The 23,711-nt window shown below is 48.4% G+C and carries 21 protein-coding genes; 20 read left to right on the forward strand and 1 reads right to left on the reverse strand.

All coding sequences use genetic code 11. From position 1 onward, the window contains the following. The first annotated feature begins 112 nt into the window (after positions 1-112). The 7 genes from BK127_RS32540 (at position 113) to BK127_RS32570 (ending at position 7,440) form a co-directional block, all read left to right on the forward strand. Entirely contained in the window at positions 113-844 is a 732-nt protein-coding gene (locus BK127_RS32540) for a response regulator transcription factor (RefSeq protein WP_076236262.1), read from the forward strand. Continuing rightward, positions 841-1,902 carry a sensor histidine kinase gene (locus BK127_RS32545; RefSeq protein ID WP_256711547.1) on the forward strand — a complete coding sequence of 354 codons (1,062 nt, stop codon included), beginning with the start codon at positions 841-843 and terminating at the stop codon, positions 1,900-1,902. The genes BK127_RS32540 and BK127_RS32545 overlap by 4 nt, the downstream gene beginning before the upstream one ends. Positions 1,903-2,013: 111 nt before the next feature. Then, a complete protein-coding gene (locus tag BK127_RS32550) occupies positions 2,014-3,384 on the forward strand; it encodes a molybdopterin-dependent oxidoreductase (RefSeq protein ID WP_372237394.1) in 1,371 nt (456 codons plus the stop codon). A 159-nt stretch (positions 3,385-3,543) separates the two neighbouring features. After that, a complete protein-coding gene (locus BK127_RS32555) occupies positions 3,544-4,185 on the forward strand; it encodes an MOSC domain-containing protein (protein ID WP_076236263.1) in 642 nt (213 codons plus the stop codon). A gap of 239 nt (positions 4,186-4,424) precedes the next feature. Further along, positions 4,425-5,033 (forward strand): molybdenum cofactor guanylyltransferase, encoded by a 609-nt coding sequence (gene mobA, locus BK127_RS32560; RefSeq protein WP_076236264.1) that lies wholly within the window; start codon positions 4,425-4,427, stop codon positions 5,031-5,033. A 143-nt stretch (positions 5,034-5,176) separates the two neighbouring features. Beyond that, positions 5,177-6,181, forward strand: coding sequence for a GTP 3',8-cyclase MoaA (moaA, locus tag BK127_RS32565; RefSeq protein ID WP_076236265.1), 1,005 nt, complete (start codon positions 5,177-5,179; stop codon positions 6,179-6,181). An 8-nt stretch (positions 6,182-6,189) separates the two neighbouring features. Further along, positions 6,190-7,440, forward strand: coding sequence for a molybdopterin molybdotransferase MoeA (locus BK127_RS32570; RefSeq protein WP_076236266.1), 1,251 nt, complete (start codon positions 6,190-6,192; stop codon positions 7,438-7,440). A gap of 402 nt (positions 7,441-7,842) precedes the next feature. Here BK127_RS32570 and BK127_RS32575 read toward each other — a convergent pair whose 3' ends face one another. Beyond that, the gene (locus BK127_RS32575) at positions 7,843-9,003 is read right to left on the reverse strand and encodes an MFS transporter (RefSeq protein WP_076236267.1); all 1,161 of its coding nucleotides are present in this window, start codon (positions 9,001-9,003) and stop codon (positions 7,843-7,845) included. Positions 9,004-9,376: 373 nt separating this feature from the next. Between BK127_RS32575 and helD the strand changes: the two genes are divergently transcribed. From helD to BK127_RS32640, 13 genes are all read left to right on the forward strand, one after another. Further along, a complete protein-coding gene (helD, locus tag BK127_RS32580; RefSeq protein WP_076236268.1) occupies positions 9,377-11,731 on the forward strand; it encodes an RNA polymerase recycling motor HelD in 2,355 nt (784 codons plus the stop codon). Positions 11,732-12,120: 389 nt separating this feature from the next. Then, entirely contained in the window at positions 12,121-12,702 is a 582-nt protein-coding gene (locus BK127_RS32585; RefSeq protein WP_076236269.1) for an RNA polymerase sigma factor, read from the forward strand. Continuing rightward, positions 12,695-13,660 carry an anti-sigma factor gene (locus BK127_RS32590; protein ID WP_076236270.1) on the forward strand — a complete coding sequence of 322 codons (966 nt, stop codon included), beginning with the start codon at positions 12,695-12,697 and terminating at the stop codon, positions 13,658-13,660. The genes BK127_RS32585 and BK127_RS32590 overlap by 8 nt, the downstream gene beginning before the upstream one ends. Before the next feature lie 49 nt (positions 13,661-13,709). After that, the gene (locus BK127_RS32595) at positions 13,710-14,921 is read left to right on the forward strand and encodes a GNAT family N-acetyltransferase (RefSeq protein WP_076236271.1); all 1,212 of its coding nucleotides are present in this window, start codon (positions 13,710-13,712) and stop codon (positions 14,919-14,921) included. 34 nt (positions 14,922-14,955) lie between these two features. Further along, positions 14,956-15,657, forward strand: coding sequence for an adenosylcobinamide amidohydrolase (locus tag BK127_RS32600; RefSeq protein WP_076236272.1), 702 nt, complete (start codon positions 14,956-14,958; stop codon positions 15,655-15,657). Between the two features lie 358 nt (positions 15,658-16,015). Further along, positions 16,016-16,315 carry a LiaF transmembrane domain-containing protein gene (locus tag BK127_RS32605; protein ID WP_076236273.1) on the forward strand — a complete coding sequence of 100 codons (300 nt, stop codon included), beginning with the start codon at positions 16,016-16,018 and terminating at the stop codon, positions 16,313-16,315. Between the two features lie 39 nt (positions 16,316-16,354). After that, positions 16,355-17,044, forward strand: coding sequence for a PspA/IM30 family protein (locus BK127_RS32610; RefSeq protein ID WP_076236274.1), 690 nt, complete (start codon positions 16,355-16,357; stop codon positions 17,042-17,044). Beyond that, positions 17,041-17,583: a PspC domain-containing protein gene (locus tag BK127_RS32615; RefSeq protein ID WP_076236275.1), complete on the forward strand. Its 543-nt coding sequence runs from the start codon at positions 17,041-17,043 to the stop codon at positions 17,581-17,583. Before BK127_RS32610 ends, BK127_RS32615 begins: the two co-directional genes overlap by 4 nt. Positions 17,584-17,586: 3 nt before the next feature. Continuing rightward, positions 17,587-18,291 carry a PspA/IM30 family protein gene (locus BK127_RS32620; RefSeq protein ID WP_076236276.1) on the forward strand — a complete coding sequence of 235 codons (705 nt, stop codon included), beginning with the start codon at positions 17,587-17,589 and terminating at the stop codon, positions 18,289-18,291. A gap of 183 nt (positions 18,292-18,474) precedes the next feature. Further along, positions 18,475-19,185: a cell wall-active antibiotics response protein LiaF gene (gene liaF / locus BK127_RS32625; protein ID WP_083689777.1), complete on the forward strand. Its 711-nt coding sequence runs from the start codon at positions 18,475-18,477 to the stop codon at positions 19,183-19,185. A gap of 33 nt (positions 19,186-19,218) precedes the next feature. Further along, entirely contained in the window at positions 19,219-20,286 is a 1,068-nt protein-coding gene (locus BK127_RS32630; protein WP_076236277.1) for a sensor histidine kinase, read from the forward strand. Continuing rightward, positions 20,276-20,929 carry a response regulator transcription factor gene (locus tag BK127_RS32635; protein WP_076236278.1) on the forward strand — a complete coding sequence of 218 codons (654 nt, stop codon included), beginning with the start codon at positions 20,276-20,278 and terminating at the stop codon, positions 20,927-20,929. Before BK127_RS32630 ends, BK127_RS32635 begins: the two co-directional genes overlap by 11 nt. 222 nt (positions 20,930-21,151) lie before the next feature. Continuing rightward, a complete protein-coding gene (locus BK127_RS32640; protein WP_256711548.1) occupies positions 21,152-23,644 on the forward strand; it encodes a WG repeat-containing protein in 2,493 nt (830 codons plus the stop codon). The last annotated feature ends 67 nt before the right edge of the window (positions 23,645-23,711 follow it).

Raw genomic sequence — 23,711 nt, forward strand, 5'->3', positions numbered from 1 at the left:
GAATACGTAATATTTGCAGGTGAAGGTTATGTTAAAATACAGTCATAGTATGTTTAGCTGGAACTGGCTTGTGTCTCATTGCTGTCACCCAAAAAGGAGGGCGTACGAGTCTATGGTGAAAATATTGGTCGCTGATGATGAGGAAAATATAACTGATGTGTGCGCCCGATACCTGCAGCGTGAGGGGTTTGACGTCGTATGCGCCAAGGATGGCGATGAAGCGCTACATATATGGGAAAGCGAGTCACCGGATTTTATCGTGCTGGACGTGATGATGCCGAAGAAAACGGGCTGGCAAGTATGTGAGGAAATCCGTAGCAGGAGCGATGTGCCGATTCTGATGCTTACAGCCAGAGGTGAAGAGCTGGACCGGCTCATGGGACTTACGATGGGCGCGGATGATTATATGACAAAGCCGTTCAGCCCCCGGGAGCTGGTGCTGCGTGTGAAAGCGATTCTAAGGCGTCTGAGGCCGATAGAACCAGCCAACATCACAGCAGTCTCTTCTCCGGCTGGCAAATCAGGCTCGATCATTCATCGAATGGGTCTGGAAATCGATAGTTTGCGAAGGACAGTCAGGGTAGGCGGTAAGGAAGCGGAGCTAACTGTTAAGGAATTCGAGCTGCTTTGGTTGTTTGCCAACCATCCCGATCAGGTGTTTTCTCGCAATCAATTATTGAATACGATTTGGGACATTGATTATTTTGGAGATACGACGACAGTAACGGTTCATATCCGAAGGCTGCGGGAGAAGATTGAACAGAACCCTTCTACACCTAAATACATCAAAACCGTTTGGGGTATCGGTTATAAGTTTGACGGAAAAGGGGGCGAACCGGTATGAACCGGTTTATGGGCTCGGTGGGCCTGCGCACCTATTTGCTGTTAACGAGTCTGGTCAGTATTGCTGCCATCTTGATCAGCTTGTTTGTCAGCTACAGGAAGATGTTCTTGACGCTGGATGAGTTGATATGGCTTACTCTTGTAACTGTTGGCGCAGGAATCCTTTCCTTGATTGTACATCTGATCATGACGCGACCAATTGAGAGGGCCATTGATATGATCAGCAAGGAATCTCAGCAGATCGCGCAGGGAGATTTTCGTGGGGAGCTGCCGCTGATTGGACCTGTGGAGTTTCAGGCGATGGCCGTTCATTTTAATGAAATGAGCCGTCAATTGAATGAAAGCTTCCAGCAGCTGCGGTCCTCGGAGGCTTCGCGGCGAGAGCTTGTGGCCAACGTGTCCCATGATTTGCGTACGCCGCTGGCTTCGATTCAATCGTTTGTTGAGGCTCTGCAGGATGATTTAATAGAGGACCCTGATACGTATAAACGTTATCTGAGTACGATTCGTCTGGAAACCCAACGTCTGAGTGGTTTAATCAATGATTTATTTGATCTGTCGCGCAGGGAGGCAGGTGCGGAAAGCTTTGAGCCTGAGGCGTATCATCTGGATAATCTGATTGTCGAAACCTTGCAAAGCCATCTGCTGCAAATTGAGGATAAAGGAATCGAAGTGGAAGGACACATTCCTGAGGGGCTGCCGCCCGTTTCGATTATGCCCAATGAAATTAAACGGGTCGTTTCCAATTTGCTCCACAATGCGCTGCGTCATTCTCCTGAAGGGGGAAAGATTCGAATTTACGCGCAAATGCCGAAGGATGGGTTCGTATTGGTTACAGTGGAGGATCAAGGTGAGGGCATTGCCGAAGAGGAGCAGGTTCGGCTGTTTGAGCGCTTTTATCGGACGGATCATTCACGCAGCCGGGCGAGCGGAGGCTCCGGGCTTGGTCTGGCGATTACCAAATCGATCGTGGAAATTCACGGCGGCCAGGTTGGAGTAAGCAGTCAGCTTGGGAAAGGCAGTCAATTCTGGTTTACGGTACCTGTGGTCCAACGATAAGTAGATTGGTTTTGTGAGCATATATTTTCGTAATTTAGAAGATTGCATACAACCAAGAGCCCTGCTCTTTACGTATTCCTAAGTAAAGACGACGAATCAGAAGGTTGCCAAATGAATGGATGTAAACAGGAAGGCGGTGCGGAAATGGATAGATGGAGAGATTGGCTAAAGGAATCTTACGGCAAAAAATTATCAAGGCTGCACGCATGGAACGCTTGGGTCGTACTTTTGCTGGCTGTTACGGGTGTGGTGCTCTATGTCCCGACGATTCGTGGTGATTTGGGCGCACTTCGTGTAGTTCTGAAGCAGGCTCATATCGTGCTCGGTATCGCGTCCATTGTTCTCATTGCCTTGTACCTGCCGTTGATTCCCAAGCATTGGAAGCAGCTCAAAACGAGATTAAAGCAGCGGTGGAATTTAGCGGTTGTGCTGTTTTTACTCATAGGTTGGGGGGTTACAGGACTTATTCTGTGGCAGTTCCACAACCTGCCTCCAGTGTGGAGTAATGTTTCGCTGGTGCTGCATGACTTGTTCACATGGGTCGGAATCCCATACGCCTTGTATCATTCTATTTCACGGAGCCGTTGGCTCAAAACGATGCGGTCTGAGGAACAGAAGGCAGCCAGACAATTGCTGAAGGATAAACGGGAAACGGTGGGTGTGGCGGCAGCAGAAACGGGATCTGGTTCTGGTGAGATTGTGGCAGCAAGTGCTATGAGTCCACAAAAATTTGTGGAATTTTTGAAAAATGCACCGATCTCGCGGGCGACTTTTTTGCGTACCGTTATTGGGTTCCTGCTAGTATTCGGTGTAGGTCCTTATTTTTACCGTTGGATGAAGAGTATTTCGGATACCGGGGGCGCTGAACTGGACCAGATTTACGCGGCCGATGCCAATCAAATGCAGCCAAAGCCTATTGCACTTGCCGAATCAAGTCCTCCTATCGGAGGAGGTCTGAAAGGCGAGTTTCGAGTATATACGGTTACGGATATCCCGGCCTTTTCGAGCGATAGCTGGCAGTTTTCGATATCGGGTCTGGTGGATAAACCAATAACCTGGAACTGGGAACAGTTTATGCAGCTCAAGCGCAAGGTACAGGTGAGTGATTTTCATTGTGTGACCGGCTGGTCGGTGTATAAAGTAACCTGGGAAGGGATTCCGCTGTCGGAGCTGCTTCAGATGGCTGGAGTGAAGGGCGCAGCACGTTTTGCCAAAATGTATTCGGGCGACAAGGTATATACGGATTGTTTGTCATTGGAGCAGGTTAAAATGGAAGATGTCATGGTTGCGGTGTTAATGGACGGTAAACCGATTCCGAATCAATTGGGAGGTCCTGTCCGGCTGATCGTCCCGAAAATGTATGCTTACAAATCGGTCAAATGGCTGCAGGCTGTCGAATTGATCGAAGAAGAGCATATCGGTTATTGGGAGGTTCGCGGCTACGATAATGATGCTTGGGTACCAGGGAGCAAGCTGTCTTAGACAGTTCGGCTCCTTTTGCCGTATGAGTTGCGATGTGGGATAGACGTTGTATCTAACCATTTCGGTAATTTCGTATAGCCTCCTCTGACTTTTTATTTTATAGTAGAAGGAAAAGAACTCGCGCAGGACAGCTGACAGGCGAGCGGGAGGCTTATGGACATGAAGCTGGTTTCATTAAATATCAGTATGCCGGTTACGGTCGATTATCAGGGAAAGCCTGTACAAACCGGAATTTTCAAAAATCCCGTAGATCAGGAGCTGCTGCTCTCCACGACCCAGCTGGAGGGAGATGGGCAGGCAGATCTGGTGAACCACGGTGGGGCCGATAAAGCGGTCTGCGTATATTGCGCCGAGCATTATATTTATTGGCAGGAAAAGCTACAACGGAAGCTTCCATATGGAGCATTTGGAGAAAATTTTACAATCGAGGGATTGCTTGAATCTGATATCCATATCGGGGATACGTATGAAATTGGTACAGCTGTCGTCCAGCTTAGCCAGCCCCGGCAGCCGTGCTTTAAGCTTGCTGTTAAGCATGGAATCAAGGATCTCCCTTTGCAGGTTCAGGAAACAGGCTATACCGGTTATTACTTTCGCGTCCTGCAAGAGGGACGTGTCTCAGCAGGGCGAACATTCCGTTTGGTTGAGAGACAGCCGCTTGCTATCACGGTTACTAATGCCAATCGTCTCAAATATGTCGATAAATCCGATACCACCGCTATTCGCCAATTACTATCTGTCGGTGCCCTGTCCGACAGCTGGCGAGCTTCTTTCGAAAAACGCTTAGAGAACCCCGAATAGGGTTGGTTGATTAATGAATTTAATAATCGAAACTAAGCGTGTCCCGTAAGGGACGAAAAGCGCCCCGAACACACACAGTCAATCAACAAACGAGCCAACCGCACCAAAGTAAGCGTGTCCCATAAGGGACGAAAAGCGAGTATAAGAACTAAAAAGTATGCGCCCCCGGAGAGGGAGTCCAGAGGGCAACGCCCTTTGGGTCCCCCCCTTCCAGGGAGGGTTGGGGAGGGTCATCGCACTTGATCTCTGGAGTCATTTTAGCCGGTGGCAGCAACCGTCGGATGGGCGGCAGCATGAAAGCGCTCCTGCAGCTGGATGGCAAGCGATTCATCGAGCGGCAGCTGGAAGAGCTGAGCAAGCTGTGCAGTGAGATTATTATAGTAGCCAATCAACCGGAACTATTCGAGCCGTATTTGTCCAATCAGCAAGTGAATGTACAGATCATAAGGGATCTGAACCCGGGAAAAGGTCCGCTTGCGGGTCTGCAGGCTGCAATGGCTAAGGCAAGGTATGATGAGTTATGGGTAGTTGCTTGTGATATGCCCTTTGCTTCGGCGGCGGCTGCTCAGCTGCTGCTGGAACTGAGACGTGACAGAAATCGGGCGGAGTGCGAGATTGCGCTGCCGCTGATTGCGGGCAGACTGCAGCCGCTGCACGCGATTTATCTTAGGTCCTGTAAGCCGATAATCGATCAGCTGCTGGATGAAGAGTGCTACCGGATGATGGCATTAATTGAGCTTGCGAGCAGTGCGGTTGGTGAAGAGTCCTTGTTCGTGCAGCAAGAGATCCCGTTGAATTTTATTGTCAATGTCAATGAACCCGCAGACTTGGAAAAACTGCAGCTATAAGCAAGATAGATTGCGGGAACTTATGCATGATTTACTTTTTGATTGTAAAATGTGCGATAATAACGAGTAAGTATTCTTCTGAAATTAAACCCTTCCATATATATCAAGTCCATTCTACAATCTAAGGAAATGGGGTGAATGAATTGGCGGATATACTCCAGGATCGTTTTGGCCGTGTTCATGATTATTTGCGCATTTCCGTTACGGACCGCTGTAATCTGCGCTGTGTCTATTGTATGCCTGAGGAGGGCATGGAATTTGAGCCTGAGGACAAAATGCTCAGCTTTGATGAAATTTATGAGGTTGTGCGGGTTCTCGCTGGTCTTGGTGTGCGCAAGCTTAGAATTACGGGTGGAGAACCCATGGTCCGGAAAAATCTGGAGCAGCTAATCGCTCGCCTATCCGCGATTCCCGGAATTGAAGATATTGCTTTGACAACGAATGGTATATATTTCGCACAAAGAGCGGATAAACTGCGTGCAGCAGGATTAACGCGTATTAATATTAGCCTGGATTCACTGCGTGCTGACCGATTCTCCTTAATTACAAGAGGAGGTGATATTCACCGCGTCTTGGCTAGTATTGAAGCCGCTTATCGTGTAGGTCTGTATCCGATCAAGCTGAATGTAGTCCTGATGAAGGGCTTGAATGATGATGAAATTGATGATTTCCTGATGATGACTATGACCCGTGATGTACAGGTGCGGTTTATTGAATATATGCCGATAGGACATGATGATTCGAATTGGAAAAGCAAGTATGTTCCTTTAACGACTGTGATGGATAGATGTGTGGAAAGAGGATGGACGGCTTTACCCTCTGGTGAAGTGTATGGCAACGGGCCTTCGCAAAATTATCGAATTGACGGTGCGCTCGGGTCGTTTGGTTTAATTCATCCGATCAGTGACCACTTTTGCGAAACGTGCAACCGACTGCGGTTGACGGCGGATGGTAACATTAAGCCCTGTCTCTACTGGTCCGATGAGTTTAATGTACGCTCCCGCATCGGCGACGATCTGGCATTGGCAGAGCTGTTTCTGAAGGCGCTTGATGTGAAGCCGGAGAGTCACGAAATGGCAAAAGCTCTGTTAAGTGAACAGCAAAGCCATAGTCCTACTTTACGCAGAATGTCGCAGATCGGAGGGTAATTGACACGGTGACAGGATATCGATTTCAGCGTAAGCTGGTCCAGGTGGAGGATGCGCAGCAAGCGGTTCTCCATTACGTGCGTCTGCAGGAGACGGAGGAAGTAGGGCTTGCCGAGAGTTTTGGACGGCGGTTAGCAGTTACGGTGACGGCCAACCATCCGGTTCCGCATTTTCGCCGATCCGGTGTAGATGGCTATGCGCTGCGCGCGGCGGATAGTATCGGGTCGACCCCGGGTCAGCCCGTTAAATTAGCTGTTACCGAAATGATCCCTTGCGGAACGATGCCGTCTCTTCCCGTAGGGAAAGGACAAGCTGCGCGAATCATGACAGGTGCTGTCGTTCCTGAAGGTGCGGATGCGGTCATTATGATAGAAATGACGGACACGCTTGCTGATCAAGAGGTATGTATTCATAAGCAAATGGCCGAAGGTGATAATATAACACCGATTGGACAAGAAGTAGTGCCAGGTGAGGTACTACTACAGCCGGGCAGAATCATTCGTTCGGGTGAGGCGGCAGTGCTGGCTACTTTTGGGTTTGATCGGGTACGTGTGTTTCGGAAGCCGCGTGTGGCGATATTTTCTACAGGCTCGGAGCTGCTGGAGGTGGGGCTGCCTCTGGAGCCGGGGAAAATTCGCAACAGCAACAGCTATATGCTGGCTGCCCAGGTGACGGAGACTGGCGGGGAGCCCGTCATAATGAGTGTTTTACCAGATGAGCCGGCAGAGGTGGAAAGGGCGCTGCTGGAGGCATTGGAGGATGTGGATCTGATCATCACGACAGGTGGCGTATCCGTAGGAGATAAGGATGTCCTGGTAGATGTATTCGAGCGTTGGGATGGTCAGCTGCTCTTTAACAAAATAGCCATGCGTCCGGGGAGTCCGACCTCAGTCGGATTTTGGAGAGGTAAGTTGCTGTTCGCTTTATCGGGAAATCCCGGCGCCAGCTTTGTAGGCTTTGAATTGTTCGTCCGCCCTTACATAAAAGGAATTCTTGGGTGCTCAGAACGGACGCATGCAGAGACAAAAGGATACTTGCAAGACGACTACGCCAAAGGCTCCGCCTATCCACGATATGTACGAGGTACGATGAAGCTGCAGGAAGGTCGGGTATGTGTCGAGCCTGCCGGTAAGGATAAATCGAGTATTATGAGATCAATCAAGGACGCCGACTGTCTGATTCATATACCTGCAGGCGGGCGTGGAGCCGAACGGGAAGAGCTGGTTAGGGTGCTTTTACTTAACGAAACCCATATATAAGTAAGAGTTTGGTGAAATATAATGTGAATATATTCCAAATGAAATCATTTGTGTTATTGAATACAGTCAAACCCCCATGCAGAGCGAAACCGCTGTGCATGGGGGTTTTGGTGTTGTTTTATTCGTATTCTACTAATGGAAACGACTATTTGAGTGCAATATTATCGGACAATTGAATCGGTTGTCCGTTATTACGGCTTACAAAAAAGTACGGGAAATAATTACAAGAAGGATAAACAATACAAGAATCACACCTGTACTGGTGTGTAATCCGCCAATAGCGCTCATTCGAAATCCCCCTTTCAGCAGGCATACTCCATCATATGCCAGAGGGATGTGAGCTGATTGGACAGGGGCCGCAAGGGTGGATGTAGAGCTGCCATTGAATCGCGGGAGTGTGGCTCATGGGCTTGCTGGTTTCTGCTCTTCAAAGTCTTCCTCCTTTGTCTGCTTGGTCAAAAAAGCACCGCCGATCAGAAAAGCGCCGCTGACGTAAAAGACGGAAACGACACCTGCCCATGTACCCAGCAGCCCGAACATCATGGGTGCCACCAGCTGCGACAGGCGATTAATGGCAAGCCGTAGACCAAGCACCTCTCCGGTTCGATCCTTTGGCGAAGCATTGTAGGTGGTCGTCATGGATAGAGGCTGCCCACATCCGAGTCCGGCCCCCATAAAGGCGCTGAGCACCCCAAACAAGATTGCATTACTGGATAAGGGTACTAACAGGAAGGACAATCCTGCGACCAATATAGAGCCGAGCAGCACACGACCTCGCCCGAACTTGCCGCTCAATCTGGTTAACGAGAAGCGGACGATAACCATGCTTAATCCTTGTATCGTAATAATCCAGCCAATATCTGTGGCTGACAAGCCCATTTGACTGGCGAACAGTGGAAAGTAGGCGACAAATATATCTCTTGAATACAGCACGAGAGCACTGGAAGCGAGCGCCTTACGCAGTAGGGGAATTTTGAGTAATTGAAACGAGGAGCCTGTTTTCTCTGTACCGGCTTTTTTCTTGCGTTCTACATGAGGAATCAGGAAAGATAAGCAAATAGGTAAGACCCCGATGCAGGCCGCAACGAAGTAAGCGAAAGGATAGGATATCAGTTCGGCCAAATATCCGCCCAGAACAGGGCCGATCAAGCCCCCTGAGGCGATAGCCGTGCTGTATAAGCCGAATTGATGGTCGCGGTTTTCTTTGGTGGATATGTTTCCGATTACATTTTGCAGAGAAATAACGCCAAAAATTTGAGATACTCCGATAATCGCCTGAGATACATAAAGCGACCATAGGTGAGGAAACAGGAAAGGTAAAGCGACACCGACGGTCAGGCCGATCATGCCAAATATGACGGGCAGACGATCTCCGATGAAGTCCGTTATTTTTCCGATATGAATCGCCAATACGAATGGAAAAAAAGCGAATGCCGCTGTCAGCATGCCGATCTCCCAGGTGCTGGCTCCTAACTGCAAGGCGTACAGGGACATGATAGGCCGGGTACTGAACAGCATGATTTGAAAGCTGAGTGCGATAAGGATGACGATCCGAAGGGACATGATTAAATACCTGCCTTCATTTGGATTAATAAGGGATGAGGTAAATGATAGAAACGTTAGTGATTATAAGCGACACTAAAGACTTCGCAATCCCAAGGGGACGGCGAAGCCTTTAGTGTCATGCATGGGGATAGAAATGACCTTCCAAGCTCATCATTACATAGATTCAGTTGTAGACATGTAGACAGAAACGGCAAACAGCCTCCTATATTGATTTTGGAGGCAGTAAATGTTAGAATAAGAAATAGTCTGAAATTAACGTAATCCGAACATGAATATCTTTATCCAAGTATAACATTAATACGAATGCATTGTCAATGATATTCCTGAATAACCTTACCTAACTCACTATTTTTGAAAGAGGGCGGCTTGAATGAGCATGACAGAACAGCAATGGAATGAGGAGCAGCAGCGTGTTAATAACGTTGTAGGCTTGATGGAACAGCAAATCGGGCAGCTGGAAGGAGATGTCGGTGAGGTTAGGGGCGAGGTTGTAGATATCCGTGCCCATTTCTGGGATGATGTCACGGTCAATATGGGTACGGCGGAGGATGCAGCCGAGACCTTATCCAACCTTAAACAGCAGGTTGAGATGCTGTCGGAACGGGAACGCACCCACCGTCTGGCTTATTCTGCGCTGAAGAAGCTGAATCGTATGGTCAAGTCGCCGTACTTTGGCCGAATTGATTTTAAGGAAAAGGGCACGCAACAAGCAGAGATGATTTATCTCGGTATTGCGTCCTTCATGGACGAGAGGGACGATACCTTTCTCGTCTATGATTGGCGCGCGCCTGTGTCCAGCCTTTATTACGATTACCCGCCGGGTCCGTCCGCCTATGAAACTCCCGGAGGCTCCATTGAAGGAGAGATGCAGCTCAAGAGGCAGTATGTAATACGCGAAGGCGATATTCGGCTGATGTTCGATACTGGTGTTACAATCGGTGATGAGCTTCTTCAGCAGGTGCTGAGCCGCAGCTCGGATGCGCAAATGAAGAGTATTGTCGCCACGATCCAAAAGGAGCAGAATCAGATCATCCGTAATGACCGCAGCCGTATGCTGATTGTCCAAGGGGCAGCAGGAAGTGGCAAAACGTCATCGGCGCTTCAACGGGTGGCTTATCTGTTATACAAAAATCGCGAAACCCTGCAGGCTGATCAGATGCTGCTGTTCTCACCGAACCCGATGTTCAACAGCTACGTATCGACCGTGCTACCTGAGCTTGGCGAGGAAAATATGCTGCAAACGACATTCCAGCAATATTTGGAAAGCCGAATTGGCCGTGACTTTCAGCTCGAGGATCCTTTTATCCAGATCGAATACGTATTAAGTGCGCCAGAGGATGTGGAGTATGCGGCCAGAAACAGCGGTATCCGCTACAAGTCGTCCGTAGACTATTTGATGGTCATGGATGCGTATAAAACCTGGCTGGAGCAGCAGGGGATGAACTTTATTTCCATTCGTTTTAAAGGTCGTGAGGTTGTGTCTTCGCGCCGAATCAAGGAACGATTTTACAGCTTTGATTCCTCCATTCGTTTGGCTAACCGGGTAGTGCTGCTGCGCGATTGGCTGCTGAAGGAAATCAGTGCATTTGAGAAGCTGGAGCGGAGTATGCCTTGGGTGGAAGAAGAGATTGAGCTGCTCGATGTCGATGATTACCGGCGCGCCTATAAAGAGCAGCAGCGCATTCAAAAGGACAAAGGCACGACGTTCGATGACTTTGATGTGGAAAAAAGCTATCTGGCACGCATGGTTGTCCATGAGCGGTTAAAGCCGCTGCGGCGACGTGTTAAGCAGCTGCGCTTTGTTAATGTACGAGCGCTGTATCGGCAGTTATTTGATAAGGAAGGACTGCTGGCGAGCTTGTCGGGAGAAGCCGGTGTACCTGAGTATTGGCCTGAAATCAGTCGTCAGACGATTCAGCGGCTGGAGCAGTCAGAGCTTGCTTATGAGGATGTAACACCATATCTGTATTTGCTGGAGCTCGTTCAGGGCTTTCAGACGAATACGAGTATCCGCCATGTCATTATCGATGAAGCTCAAGACTATTCGCCGTTCCAGCTTCATTTTCTCAAACGATTGTTCCCTCGCTGCCGTATGACCGCTTTAGGTGATGTGAATCAGGGGATTTATGCCCATGCTTCTTCTTTGGGCGAGCATGATCCGATTGCCCGGTTATACGGTGCCGAACAAACCGAATTGATTCGGTTAATGCGCAGCTACCGTTCTACACGTGAGATTGTTGAATTCACAAGAGGGATGGTGCCCGGCGGTGAAGATATCGTGCCCTTTAATCGTAGCGGAGAGAAACCGAAGGTTATTGTGGCTTCGGAGCTGGAAGTGCTGCATGACCGTATGAAAGCTGATTTGCAGGCGCTTATTGCAGACCAGTATGAATCGATAGCCGTGATTTGCAAAACAGCGAACGAGAGTGCAGAAGTATATGAAGCGCTGCGTGAACATCTCCCGCTGCGTCTGATCACGAAGCAAACGCCGTCTTTTGAAAAAGGTGTGCTCATTATTCCTTCTTATTTAGCCAAGGGTGTGGAGTTTGATGCGGTTATTATTTATAATGGCTCCCGTGTGCGGTACAGTCGTGAGAATGAGCGCAAGCTGTTCTATACGGCATGCACCCGTGCGATGCATCTGCTGTATATATATTCCTTAGGTCAGCCCAGCCCGTTTATTACTTCGCAGGCAGATGATACTTATCTGTGTACGAATGGCTAGGTGCTATATCATAGTCTTATGATTGGTGTTGTCTTTGCTGTTTACGATGGTTCTTGAACAGAATTCTAACAATGCGTCAGGGTGTCTTTCGAATTAGTGGAAAGCACCCTTTTGGCGTATGATTATTTCGGTTACCCATAAGGTATTGCGTTGCGGAATGGATGCGAAATGTTCGTCATTATAGCTGACATATCATGGAATTCATCCTTGAACTGGGTTACAATGGCACGAGAGAGAACATCGTCGATTTTTCCTTATACCTGTTGCATACCTGCTAAGGCTCATGGGGATTTCTTCTGCGTGCAGAAAAATTTGGTCATGTGAATCCAGAGAGAGTTTATTTGCGAATAGAAGTATAAGAGGGAGAGTCGCCTGAAAGGAGATCCTTCATGAACGGTTTAATGCCCGACCAAGAGCTAATGAAGCGAATTTCAGCTAAAGATGAAGAGGCTTTAAAGCAGCTGTATGATCATTATGAAAAACCAATCTATTCATTCGCCTATCGTATGGTAAGAGATGCTATGATGTCCGAGGAAATTGTACAGGAGCTGTTTCTGCGGATCTGGCAAACAGCCGAGCGCTTTGATGGCGCACAGGGCAAGCTGACGAGCTGGATGTTCACGTTGACACGCAATATTACGATTGATCTATTGAGGAAAAAAAGAAGCCGTACACCGCATTCTATGGCTGAGCCTGATCAGCTGCAATTTGTTGCGGATGAACGGATGAATACAGAGTTGAATGTAGAAAAGAAGTGGGTCGGTGAGCAGGTGAAGGCCGCTTTGGATGATTTGAACGAGGATCAGAAAAAAGTCGTCGAATGGATTTACTATCAGGGATATACGCATCAGGAGGTATCGGACATGTACGCCATCCCTTTGGGGACCGTTAAAAGTCGTGTTCGGTTAGCCATGAAACAGCTTCAGCGGCGTCTATCCGATGGGGGAAGGAGGGAGTTCAGCAATGAGTAACCAACGAACAGATCTGATGTGTGAGCTGGTAGAGCTGTACGCTTTGGATGGCTTAACGAAAGAGGAAGCAGCACAGTTCAAGAAACATCTGAAAACTTGTGCCGTATGTCGCAATCAATTAATTGAGCAGCAGCTAGTTGTTGATTTACTGCCAACTGCTTCAGAACCGGTAGAAGTGCCGCAAGGGATGCGCGAACGAGTTCTGGATCATGTATTTAATAGTACGGCAGCTAGCCATCCGGCTCGGGATGTGGTGATTCGGTCTGTCTCTGAGCTGGACGCGATATCTGGTTCGGGAACCGCTTTGAAAACCATACGGGCAAGCCGTTCAACTCAGGCCGCTGAAGAACAGCAAGCGATGGACGATTCGTCCAGGGTTACGGAGCTCAGCCGCATATCCAGTCAGGGCAAAGCAGACCAAAGGCTTCGTTACTGGAGGCTGGCCAGCCTCGGGCTCTCAGCAGTTGTAATCGGACTCGGGCTGTATGCCTATTCACTTAAAGGCAGTATGGGTGGGCTGCAGGCGGATTTGGTTGCCATACAAGAGACGGTCAACGGGCTGCAAACCGAACTGGTTGGACTGAACAGCAAGCTGGCTGTTGCGAGTAAGCCTGCAGCGGGTATGCAGGTTAATAAAATCGTCACTTTGAATCCAGCAGCGGAAAATATTGTATCCAAAGGTCTAGCCTCCATTGTCATCGATAGTAAAGGAACACACCTGATCGTACAGGCCGATGATTTACCTGAAGTGAAGCAGCAGGAGGCTTTTCAGGTCTGGCTCATTAAAGATAATCAGCCCGTGAGCGCAGGCACGTTCTCCCCTCAAGAGGGCAAAGGCGTCGTATATTTTACTTTTGAACCGAAGGACTACGATACGGTCGCGATTACTCTCGAACCGGATGCCAACGGTGAAAAGCCGAGAGGATCTATCGTGCTTGCAGGTGGTTTAAAAAGCTAGTCTTCACTAGTATAATAAATGTAAGGTTATGGAATGGGAGGAAATAAGGATGAGTACATTGGACATTCGTCAAATCCATAAGGAGTATGCTGCGGATAGTATCGCTTTATCCGAGTTCGCTTTTCAGATGGTGCTAACACCGCAGCAACGGGAGGAACGATTTGCGTTCTTCAATGAACAGGAATCATGGGGTGCTTATGTGGATGGCAAGCTGGCAGCCCGCTTGTCGATTCTTGAGCTGCATACGTGGCTTCATGGCAAGCGCTTTGAAATGGGGGGAATTGCTGGAGTAGCAACATGGCCTGAATATCGCCGCGGCGGCCTGGTTACGGGGCTGCTGCATAACGCACTGCGTGTCATGAAGGAGCAAGGTCAGACCTTGTCGTTCCTGCATCCTTTTCAATTCGCCTTTTATCGTAAATTTGGTTGGGAAACCTACACGGATTATATGAAGTATGAGATCCCTACTGCCATGCTGCCGAAGCTTCCTCTGCAGACGGGTAGCATTGTGCGTGTGGATGAGCAGATCCCTTTATTAAACGGGATTTATCGCAGTTATGCAGTTCGTTACAACGGTACGCTGGATCGGGATGAGCAGTGGTGGAAGCGACGCATTTTTGCATCCAAAAAAGGAACAGCAGCCGTTTATCGAGACGTTGCTGGCGTACCGGGTGGGTATGTATTTTATGATGTTAAGGATAACATTTGCAAAATTCATGAGATGATCGCTTTGAATTATGAAGCGGAGCAGGCATTGTGGAAGTTCATAGCAGATCATGATTCCATGATGGATAAGGTTACGCTGCAGGCACCTGCCGATAATCGTCTATCGTTTTTACTGGACAATCCACGGATCAAGCAGGAGCTGGTGCCTTATTTTATGGCACGAATTGTTGATGTCGTTAGCTTTCTGGAGCAGTTTCCGTTTGCGGTGGCAGATGATCTGTTGGGAACGGGAATGAGAGAAAGTGAGCTGACGCTGCACATCCGTGATCGCCATGCTGAATGGAATGACGGCAGCTTTACAATCAAGATAGATGCCTTTGGCACAGCCAAGGTGGAGAAGCTTCAAGCAGGGCAAAACGACTTGAACGAGCTGGCTGTGGAATGTGATATCTCGACGCTTTCTGCGATGTTCATGGGCTATCAGCGTCCCGAGTTTCTGCATAGCATTAACCGGTTGCAGGGCTCTGAGGAGTCGATAAGGAGACTCGAAGCCTTGATACCGCGCCGTCAGACTTATTTGCCTGATTTCTTTTAAACTGGAGCTGGTTACGAATCGGAGTGATTTTCCTATGGCACGACCCTTTGAAGGAACGACAGCCTCATATCATTCGGCAATCTGGCCTGGGCTTTCCATTCAATTAAAAGAGCAACATATCGTTGTTCATTCGCAATCGGGATTTATCACGCTGGGAAGTGCCTTATGGGGTGGCGGTTTGGGAGACTCATCTCATTTTGTTAATTTACACGTCTCCAAAGATTTTGATTGTAGTATGCCCGAAAAAACTCTGGAAAGTCTCATCCTTGAATTTGGTTATCCATTAAATAAAACAGTAGGACTGATGACAGCGGCTCATTTACACCGCACATCTGTTCAAGAGGAGATTGGTGACCAGTATGGCCTCGTTGTGTGTACAACCAGCGGTGTGGGGAATGCGGCCAGGGCGGGCGTGCAACGGACGGTTTATTCATCTTATCGACCGGGAACGATCAACATCTTGATGTTTATCCAAGGCTCAATGACTGCTTCGGCTATGATTGAGGGCATTATGGCGGCTACGGAAGCCAAAGCGGCAGCACTTCAAAATATGTCGATTATGGACCCGGAGACAGAGCTGATCGCTACGGGAACGACCTCTGATGCTATTGTAATTGCCTGTGATTCTCGTTACTTTCAAGGTGGCGTTCACCAGCATGCTGGGACAGCAACGGATATCGGCAATGCGATTGGCCGCTTGGTGCACCGTTCGGTGATTGAATCTGTCTCATCGTAATGCTAATTGGATTTGATCTGAATGCTAAAGCAAGCAAAAAGCGCAAGCTGCCGGGAATGGCGGATTGCGCTTTTTCTTAATAGATAATTTATATGTTTCAGCAAAGCTGAACGATTCTTATCTCGCAAGAAAAGCTACATTTAAAATACGGATGTATCTTCGTTGAATAAGCTCCGATTAGGAGCTTTTCTTATGGTCCTTTAAGCGTATATCCATAGATGTCGCCTGAGGTCGCATAGGTGCCCCGACTTTGGTCCAGTATGAAAAACCGCCGTAGGTCCGTTTTGAAAAGGGGTTGTGTGGTCTAGAATAAAGACATGAGCAAGGGACATCACAACGAAAGGCGGTGAATACATAAATGAGGTTGAATCGAAACAGCGGTTTGGCGTTAGCGCTTATAGCATTTGGTGTCATGATTCTGCTTAGCAAAATGGGATTGCACATGGGGCACATCATGAGTTACTTATTCCCGGTTGCGTTGATTGGACTAGGTTATCTGGGACTTCGGAATGATCGTACGATTATCGGTCTGATCCTGATTGCCATCGGTTCGCTAGTGCTGATCGTTAAGCTGTCCGGTGTGATTGCCATAATAGTTGCCATAGGGTTAATCGTATATGGAATATCTAGCTTGAAAAGAAAATCACGCGCTTATTAAGACTTATAGTCAGATTCCAAGATGAAGGTGGTTAAGAGTATGGGTTTAGGCAAACGATTCAGAGATATTACGGTTGCTACGTTCAATGAAATGCTTGAAAATTCAGAAGATCCGGTTCGCCTGATTGATAAATATTTGAACTCACAGGCCGAGCAAATTCGAGACTCGGAGCGCCTCCTGCAGCAGTGCTTGTCACACGCCTCCGGGCTGAGACAGCAGTATATGACGGCTGCGCAATTAATGGAGCGCCGCGAGCAGCAAGCGCTGATGGCATTGAAGGCTGGTGAGGATGAAGTGGCCCGCATAGCTCTTCAGGAAAAGCTGCAGCAGGAGGAACGCAGTGTGCAGTACAAGACGCTGTATGATCAAAGCAAACTTGGTATTGTCGAGCTGGAAAGCCAGCTTCAGCAGTTCAAAGCAGATTACGAGGAGATTGCTTCCAAACGCAGCTATTACATTGCACGATTGGAGAGCCTGCGCCTGCAGCAGCGGATGAACGAACGGCTGCGCGGTATGGGTGGCGGAATTGGCGCTGAGCAGCCGCAGATGTTCGATCGGTTAGAAGAGCGGGTCTCCGATATGGAATCGGCAGCGCGTGCATTGCGTGAAGTGAGAAGCCATGGACGTGAGGTGCTGCAAGCCGTAGGAACGGCAGCCTCACAAGCGCTGGATCAGGAGATGGCTAAACTCAAGGTTAAATTGCAGGAGGAGGGCTGGATGCGATCATGAGTAGATTATTTCGTTCACGTTCGGACCGATATGTAACCGGTCTGTCCGGTGGATTGGCAGAAACTTTAGGAATCGATTCAACCTGGATTCGTTTGATTCTGGTGTTCACCACATTCTTTTCCGGTGGAGTCGTAATCGTCTTGTATTTCCTTGCTGCACTGGTCATTCCGAAGGAGCCGCGTGACCATGGACCGTTTGGTCCGGGATACGGATTCGAAGGTGCAGGGGCACCGAATTGGAATGGGCAAGCTGGACCTGGATGGGGACAACAGCCATGGGGTCAGGAATGGAATGGAAAAAAACATGGCTGTGGCTATCGCAAGCATAAACGCAATGAATATCGTCAGTACAACAACCAATTCGGTGCAAATGGAGCTGGCTATCAAGGCTCCCAAGCGAATGGACAAGGTCAAGCCGGTGACAATCTGGATGACTTGATGAAGGATATTGAGAAAAAAGCAATGTGGAAAGAAATCGAAGAGCTTCGTGCCAAAGTAGCGCAATACGAAAAAAACCAACAAACTAAAGGGGACGTGTAAACCATGGGAGTATTTTCAAGAATTAAGGACATGACGAAAGCATCGCTGCATGAAATTTTGGATAAAGTTGAAGATCCGATTATTATGTTAAACCAGTATTTGCGTGATATGGAGGAAGAAATTGCACAAGCGGAAGTAACGGTAGCCCGCCAGATTGCCAACGAGCGTAAGCTGAAGGAACGTTATGAAGAAGCGATTCGCTTGACTGATCAGCGTGAAGAGCAAGCTAAGGAAGCCTTGAAGAATGGTCAGGAATTGGCTGCTCGTCAGGCTCTGGAGCAAAAGCTGTACTACGAAGGCAAAATTACCGAGTATGCCGACTCGCATGAGCAGGCCAAGCTACAGGCTGCGGAGCTCGTTCAACAGCTTCATGAGATGAAGGATGCGTTCTATCAAATGCGCAACAAGCGCAGTGAGCTTGTATCCCGTGCCCAACTCGCGAGAGCACAGCGGCAGATGGCTCAAGTCACAGCGCACAATGTCATTGAAGGCGGTCATGCAGCCAAAGGCTTCAGACGTATGGAAGACAAGATTGTAACCCTTGAAGTGGAAGCTGAAATTGCTCGCAAGCCTTACGTGGGCAGTAGTGCATACTCCGGTGGAGTTGGCTACACACCTGCGAGCAGCGTAGATGCGGCTAAGCAAAAGAAAGTCGATGATCAGTTGCAGCTGTTAAAGGAAAAAATGGGTACTGAAAAGTCTCAGTAATTTCTTCTCATTATCCTCTTTGAGTGGATACCGAATTATGATATGCTTGGTAAGGCAAAAAGCCATAGGGCCATTTCAAAGCCGCTATGGCTTTTCCGCCTATATGAGGATCAGAGTAAATGCATGTGCATAGGTGTCATATACTACCACCCAGAATCAGCATAAGAAAGGAGGCAGCATAGGATGAAGAAATTTGACCGTAAATGGAAGGGAAGCGACCGCGGAGACGGCACCGGTCATGACCGGAAGGGCAACCGCAACGACCGCAATGTAGCGCTGGTATTGATCGGCGTCGGCATATTTTTGCTTTCCAATAATCATTGGGGCTTTTTCACCGTGCTTGCCATTGTGCTGATCTTTGTCGGTATTCATAAGGTGAGAAAGTCATCACCCCGCAAGGGCTACATTTTGATGGGGATCGGGCTCGTTATTTTATTAGGCGGTAATTTCTCATTGCTGCTTGCCATTATATTAATATCCTTGGGATTTTTCTATATTCGTTCGAGGCAGCTGCATCGTGCCGAAAGTTATGTGAAGAAAAGCTTGATCGAGAGTGTGCGTTGGGGGAAAGAGCCATGGGTATTGCGCAACAGCTCCATCTGGCATGTCATTGGTGAAGCGAAGATTGATTTGACCTATGCGATCCCTGAACAAAAAGAAGTCACGCTTGTTCTACAGGGAGTCATCGCAGATCTGGACATTATCGTGCCGGAGGATATGGGGCTGTCAGTCACCTCGTCCGTTATTTTCGGGGAAGCTGTGATTGGACCTAATAAAGAATCAGGCATTTTAAATAAAACCGTATGGCAAACAGCCAACTTTGAAACGGCGGATACGCAGGTGAAGCTGATGATTTCCTATATTATCGCTGATATTGATATCAAGATTGTATAGAGGAATTGTCCGAATGCTGGGAGGACATGATTAATGGAAAGGCACAATAAACGGCTGACCAATATGATGTGGCGAAGCATGGGTGAGTCGATTGGGCTCAGCCTTGTTTTGTTTGGCGTTATTGTGTATTTCCTGATTCATTATGGATATCTCAAAGAGTTCACTTCTTGGAGTGAAGGGATTCAGATGAGCCTGACCCTGATTCTCATCGTTGTTACCATCGGCGGTGTATATGGCATCTGGTACAGTGGCAAGATGAAATCCCGACTGGAGCAGCTTGGCGAGGTCATGCTCGCACTGGAAAAGGGAAATCTGACACGCACCGTTCCCCCGCTTGGTGAGGATGAAATTGGACGGCTCGGAGAGCAGCTTAACGAGATAACGAAAAAATGGGAAGAACAGGTCAGCTCGCTGCAGCGGCTTTCCAATAACAATGCGCAGCTTGCGCAAAAGGCCAAATATTCGGCAATTGTTGAAGAGCGACAGCGGTTGGCGAGAGAGCTGCATGATGCGGTCAGTCAACAGCTGTTCGCAATCTCGATGACGGCAACGGCCGTTGGACGCACACTGGATAAGGATTTTGACAAAGCTCAGCGACAAATATATTTGATTGAGGAAATGGCATCAGTCGCACAATCGGAAATGCGTGCGCTGCTGCTGCATCTGCGGCCCGTTCATTTGGAAGGCAAACGGCTGGCAGAGGGCTTGGTCGAGCTGCTGGATGAGCTAGCGGCCAAGGTGCCAATGGAAATCGTGGGAGAGCTGACGGACGATATCTATCTGCCTAAGGGTATAGAGGATCACCTGTTCCGTATTGTTCAGGAAGCGATGTCGAATGCGCTGCGGCATTCCAAAGCGACACGTCTGGAGGTACGGCTCACGCAGTCATCAACAGAAAGTATTCGTTTGCTTATCCGAGATGACGGAATCGGCTTTGATCTGGATGTGAAGAAGCATGCTTCTTATGGCATTATGACCATGAAAGAGCGTGTGAACGAAATCGGTGGTTCCTTGAATCTGATTACGGCACCGGGTAAGGGTACGCGGATTGATATTCGGGTTCCAATTATAGCGGAAGGAGTGGAAGAGCTTGGAGAATGAGGAAGAGGCAATAAAAGTATTGCTGGTGGATGATCACGAGATGGTGCGAATCGGTCTTGCTGCTGTGTTGAGCACGGAGGACGACATTGAGGTAGTTGGTGAAGCCAGCAATGGTGCGGAAGGGATTCGTCTGGCACAAGAGTATAAGCCGGATGTGGTTCTGATGGATCTTGTCATGGAAGGTATGGATGGAATTGAAACAACGAAGCAACTGCTCAAGCTGTATCCCGATTGTAAGGTTGTTGTGCTGACTAGCTTTCTGGATGATGAGAAGATGTATCCTGTTATTGAAGCGGGCGCTTTCAGCTATTTATTGAAAACATCACGCGCGGCAGAGGTGGCGCAGGCGATACGTGCTGCGGTCAAGGGACAATCTATTCTTGAATCTCAGGTCGCTTCAAAAATTATGAACCGCTTCCGGCAACCGAAGCCTGTCGCCCCGGCCCACGATGAACTGACGGAACGCGAGATGGAGGTACTGCGGCTTATTGCATCCGGGCGGTCGAATCAGGACGTTGCAGACGAGCTGTTTATCGGGATCAAAACGGTTAAATTCCATGTGACGAACATCTTGGCCAAGCTCGGTGTCGAGGATCGTACACAAGCAGCCATCTACGCGTTCAAGAACGGATTGGCTGAATAAGCATTGTCTCAAATCCTCGAATATACGGAACAGCTTCTGCTCCCCTACATACGTGCTCCAAGAATCCATGAATGGTCAACAACGTAGGACTGCTCTTGTATCAAGAGCTATGAACAAGCTGATTGTCGCAGGAATGCAGCCATTGACAATCAGTTCGACATGCACCGATTTGGCTAGATGCCCATATGCTATAGGCGACTAACCATATGAGGTGCTGAGATGATGATGAATGAAACACAGACGAATCAGCTGATCCGGGCGTATGCCGGCCAAGCTGCGCAATCGCTGACTGTAGACCCGAACTCTTCTCGTCCCGTATCTATTGCGGTCGATCTGGATGGGGATGGGATCCCCGAAATAGCCTATGCTTACAAGATAAACGGTGAGAATGGAGTAACAATATTCAAGCAGTTGGGGAATGAATGGAGACCCATTGCCTATCTGAAAGGCCCTGGCTATGAGGTAAGCCTGCTTACTGCTGCACCAGTGACCAGTCGTGACCGCAGCAATTTGATTGTCGGCTGGCAGATCGGCTCGATTTGGTCAAAGTTGTCTGTTTATGAATGGACAGCTCAAGGCTTCAAGGATGTAGCTCCAACTGATATGGACTACAGCTATGTGGAAATCGAGGATATGCCGGGACGGTATGGCTGGGATGGGTTGAGTGAAATTGCGCTGTGGATCCACGATACGGGCGAAGCGTACAAGGTTGAGGTGCTTAGATGGCACAATGGCGAGTTCACGAGTGCATGGGATGTGTATCCTTATTACTTTCAAAGGGTAGTCCGCTACTATGAGGCATTAACTAACGAGCATCCCGATTATGCGTTCTATTGGTACTATTTGGCGGATGCACAGTATAAAGCCGATATGCCTGAAGCCGCGGCTGTATCACTGGATAAAACAATCAGCTTGAAGCCTTCTTACCCTACTCCAGACATGCTGTTGGATCTGCAGAAGCTAATTCAGCTTGAGCAGGCTAAGCAGGCGGATGATACGCGTGCAACCTCATTGTTTCCCGCCTCATTGCAAACGATCGATGGTACGGAGTGGGGTTATATCAACGATAGGGGCGAATGGGTCATCAAACCCCAGTATGAGTATGCTGCACAATTTCAGAGCAATGGTTATGCGGTTGTGCAGGTAAACGGCCATAGCGGGATGATTGACCTTACGGGCAGGCAGGTTGTCCCCCCTGTATGGGATTCCATCAGTTCCTATTCTGAAGGACGCGCTATTGTTATCGACAAGCAGGGCTTTAAGGTCATGGATGAGAACGGTCAAATTGTTACAGACAAAGCCTACAGCTATATTGCTCCCTACCATAATGAGCGAGCTGTGTTCGCGAATGTGAACACGGTTAACCCAGACAGCCAACGCTATGGTTATCTGGATTTGCAGGGTCATGAGGTCATAGCTCCGCAGTATGAGGATGCAGGAGACTTTCATGAAGGCAAGGCCGTTGTTAAGCTGAAGAAGAAGTCATATAGCTTGATCGACAGGGATGGAGCACGCCTCTCATCGTATCCTTATGCGTATGTGGGTGCATTGGGAGATGGACTGCTGCCTTTTCAGAAGGAATCCTCAGGTAAATTTGGATACATCAATGAACGCGGCAAAATCATTATTTCACCACAGTATAGAACTGCCTTGCCTTTTGAGGATAAGAGGGCAATCGTGGATATTTCCGAGGACTACACTTCACAATACGGCCTAATCGATCGTGATGCCAACTTTGAAATTAAGCCTGAATATAACATGATTCGTACGCTGGGGGAACAAAGGGTTGCGATCGGGCAAGCCATTGATCCCAAACGGCCATATATCGGCTCTAAATATGCCATTGCCGATCTGTTTGGCAAGCGGCTCACGGAGTTTGTGTATACGGATATATCCGAGTTCAAGGACGGGCTTGCTTCCGTCACGGATGGTGACCATACTTATTTTATCGATCCAAGCGGCAAACCCGCGGAGGGCTTTCCACATTTGGAGGGAAGTGGCACCCTGGTCTGGATGAAGCCGCTCATTCAAGTGAATATCGATCAAAGGTTGTCGTACGTGGACCGCAGGGGGCATGTCGTATGGCAGCAAAATACGGTGATCCCGCTGCGTTCCCCGTATCGTGTCAGGGAACTTAAGTATAAACCGAATAAAGACTATCTGGTGTACTATCCACAGATAGAAGGAATGAGTTCCCAGATCGCACAAACACAAGTGAACGAGAAGCTGAAGCAGCTATCACAAGTGAAGCCGGTACCTGCTGATACTCAGCTTGATTACAGTTATAGTGGTGATTTTAACGTCTCATTTTTTAAGAAAAATTTGTTGCAGCTTCAGCTGAATGGTTACAATTTTCCGTTCGGCGCGGCGCATGGGATGCCTACAAAGCTGTATACACCTATTAATTTGATGAATGGACGGATCTATGAGCTGAAGGATCTGTTTAAGCCAGACAGTGATTACGTCTCGGTGCTTAGTGACATTGTAGGACAGCAAATTAAGCAGGACCCGCAATATTCGTATGTATTCCCGGATACTTACAAGGGGATCAAGGCGGATCAGCCGTTCTATGTTTCGGAGCATGCGCTGCATCTGTATTTTTATCCCTACGATATTGCGCCCTATGTGGCGGGTTTTCCGACATTCAAAATTCCTTTTTCCAGCATCATGAATTTGATTGCAGTCAACGGCGAGTTTTGGCGGGCTTTTCACTAAATGAAAAGGATAAGGAAAGGGATATGGACGCAGCTCCTTGCCTAATGGCAGGCGGGCTGTATTTTTT

The sequence above is a fragment of the Paenibacillus sp. FSL H7-0331 genome, from assembly GCF_001956045.1.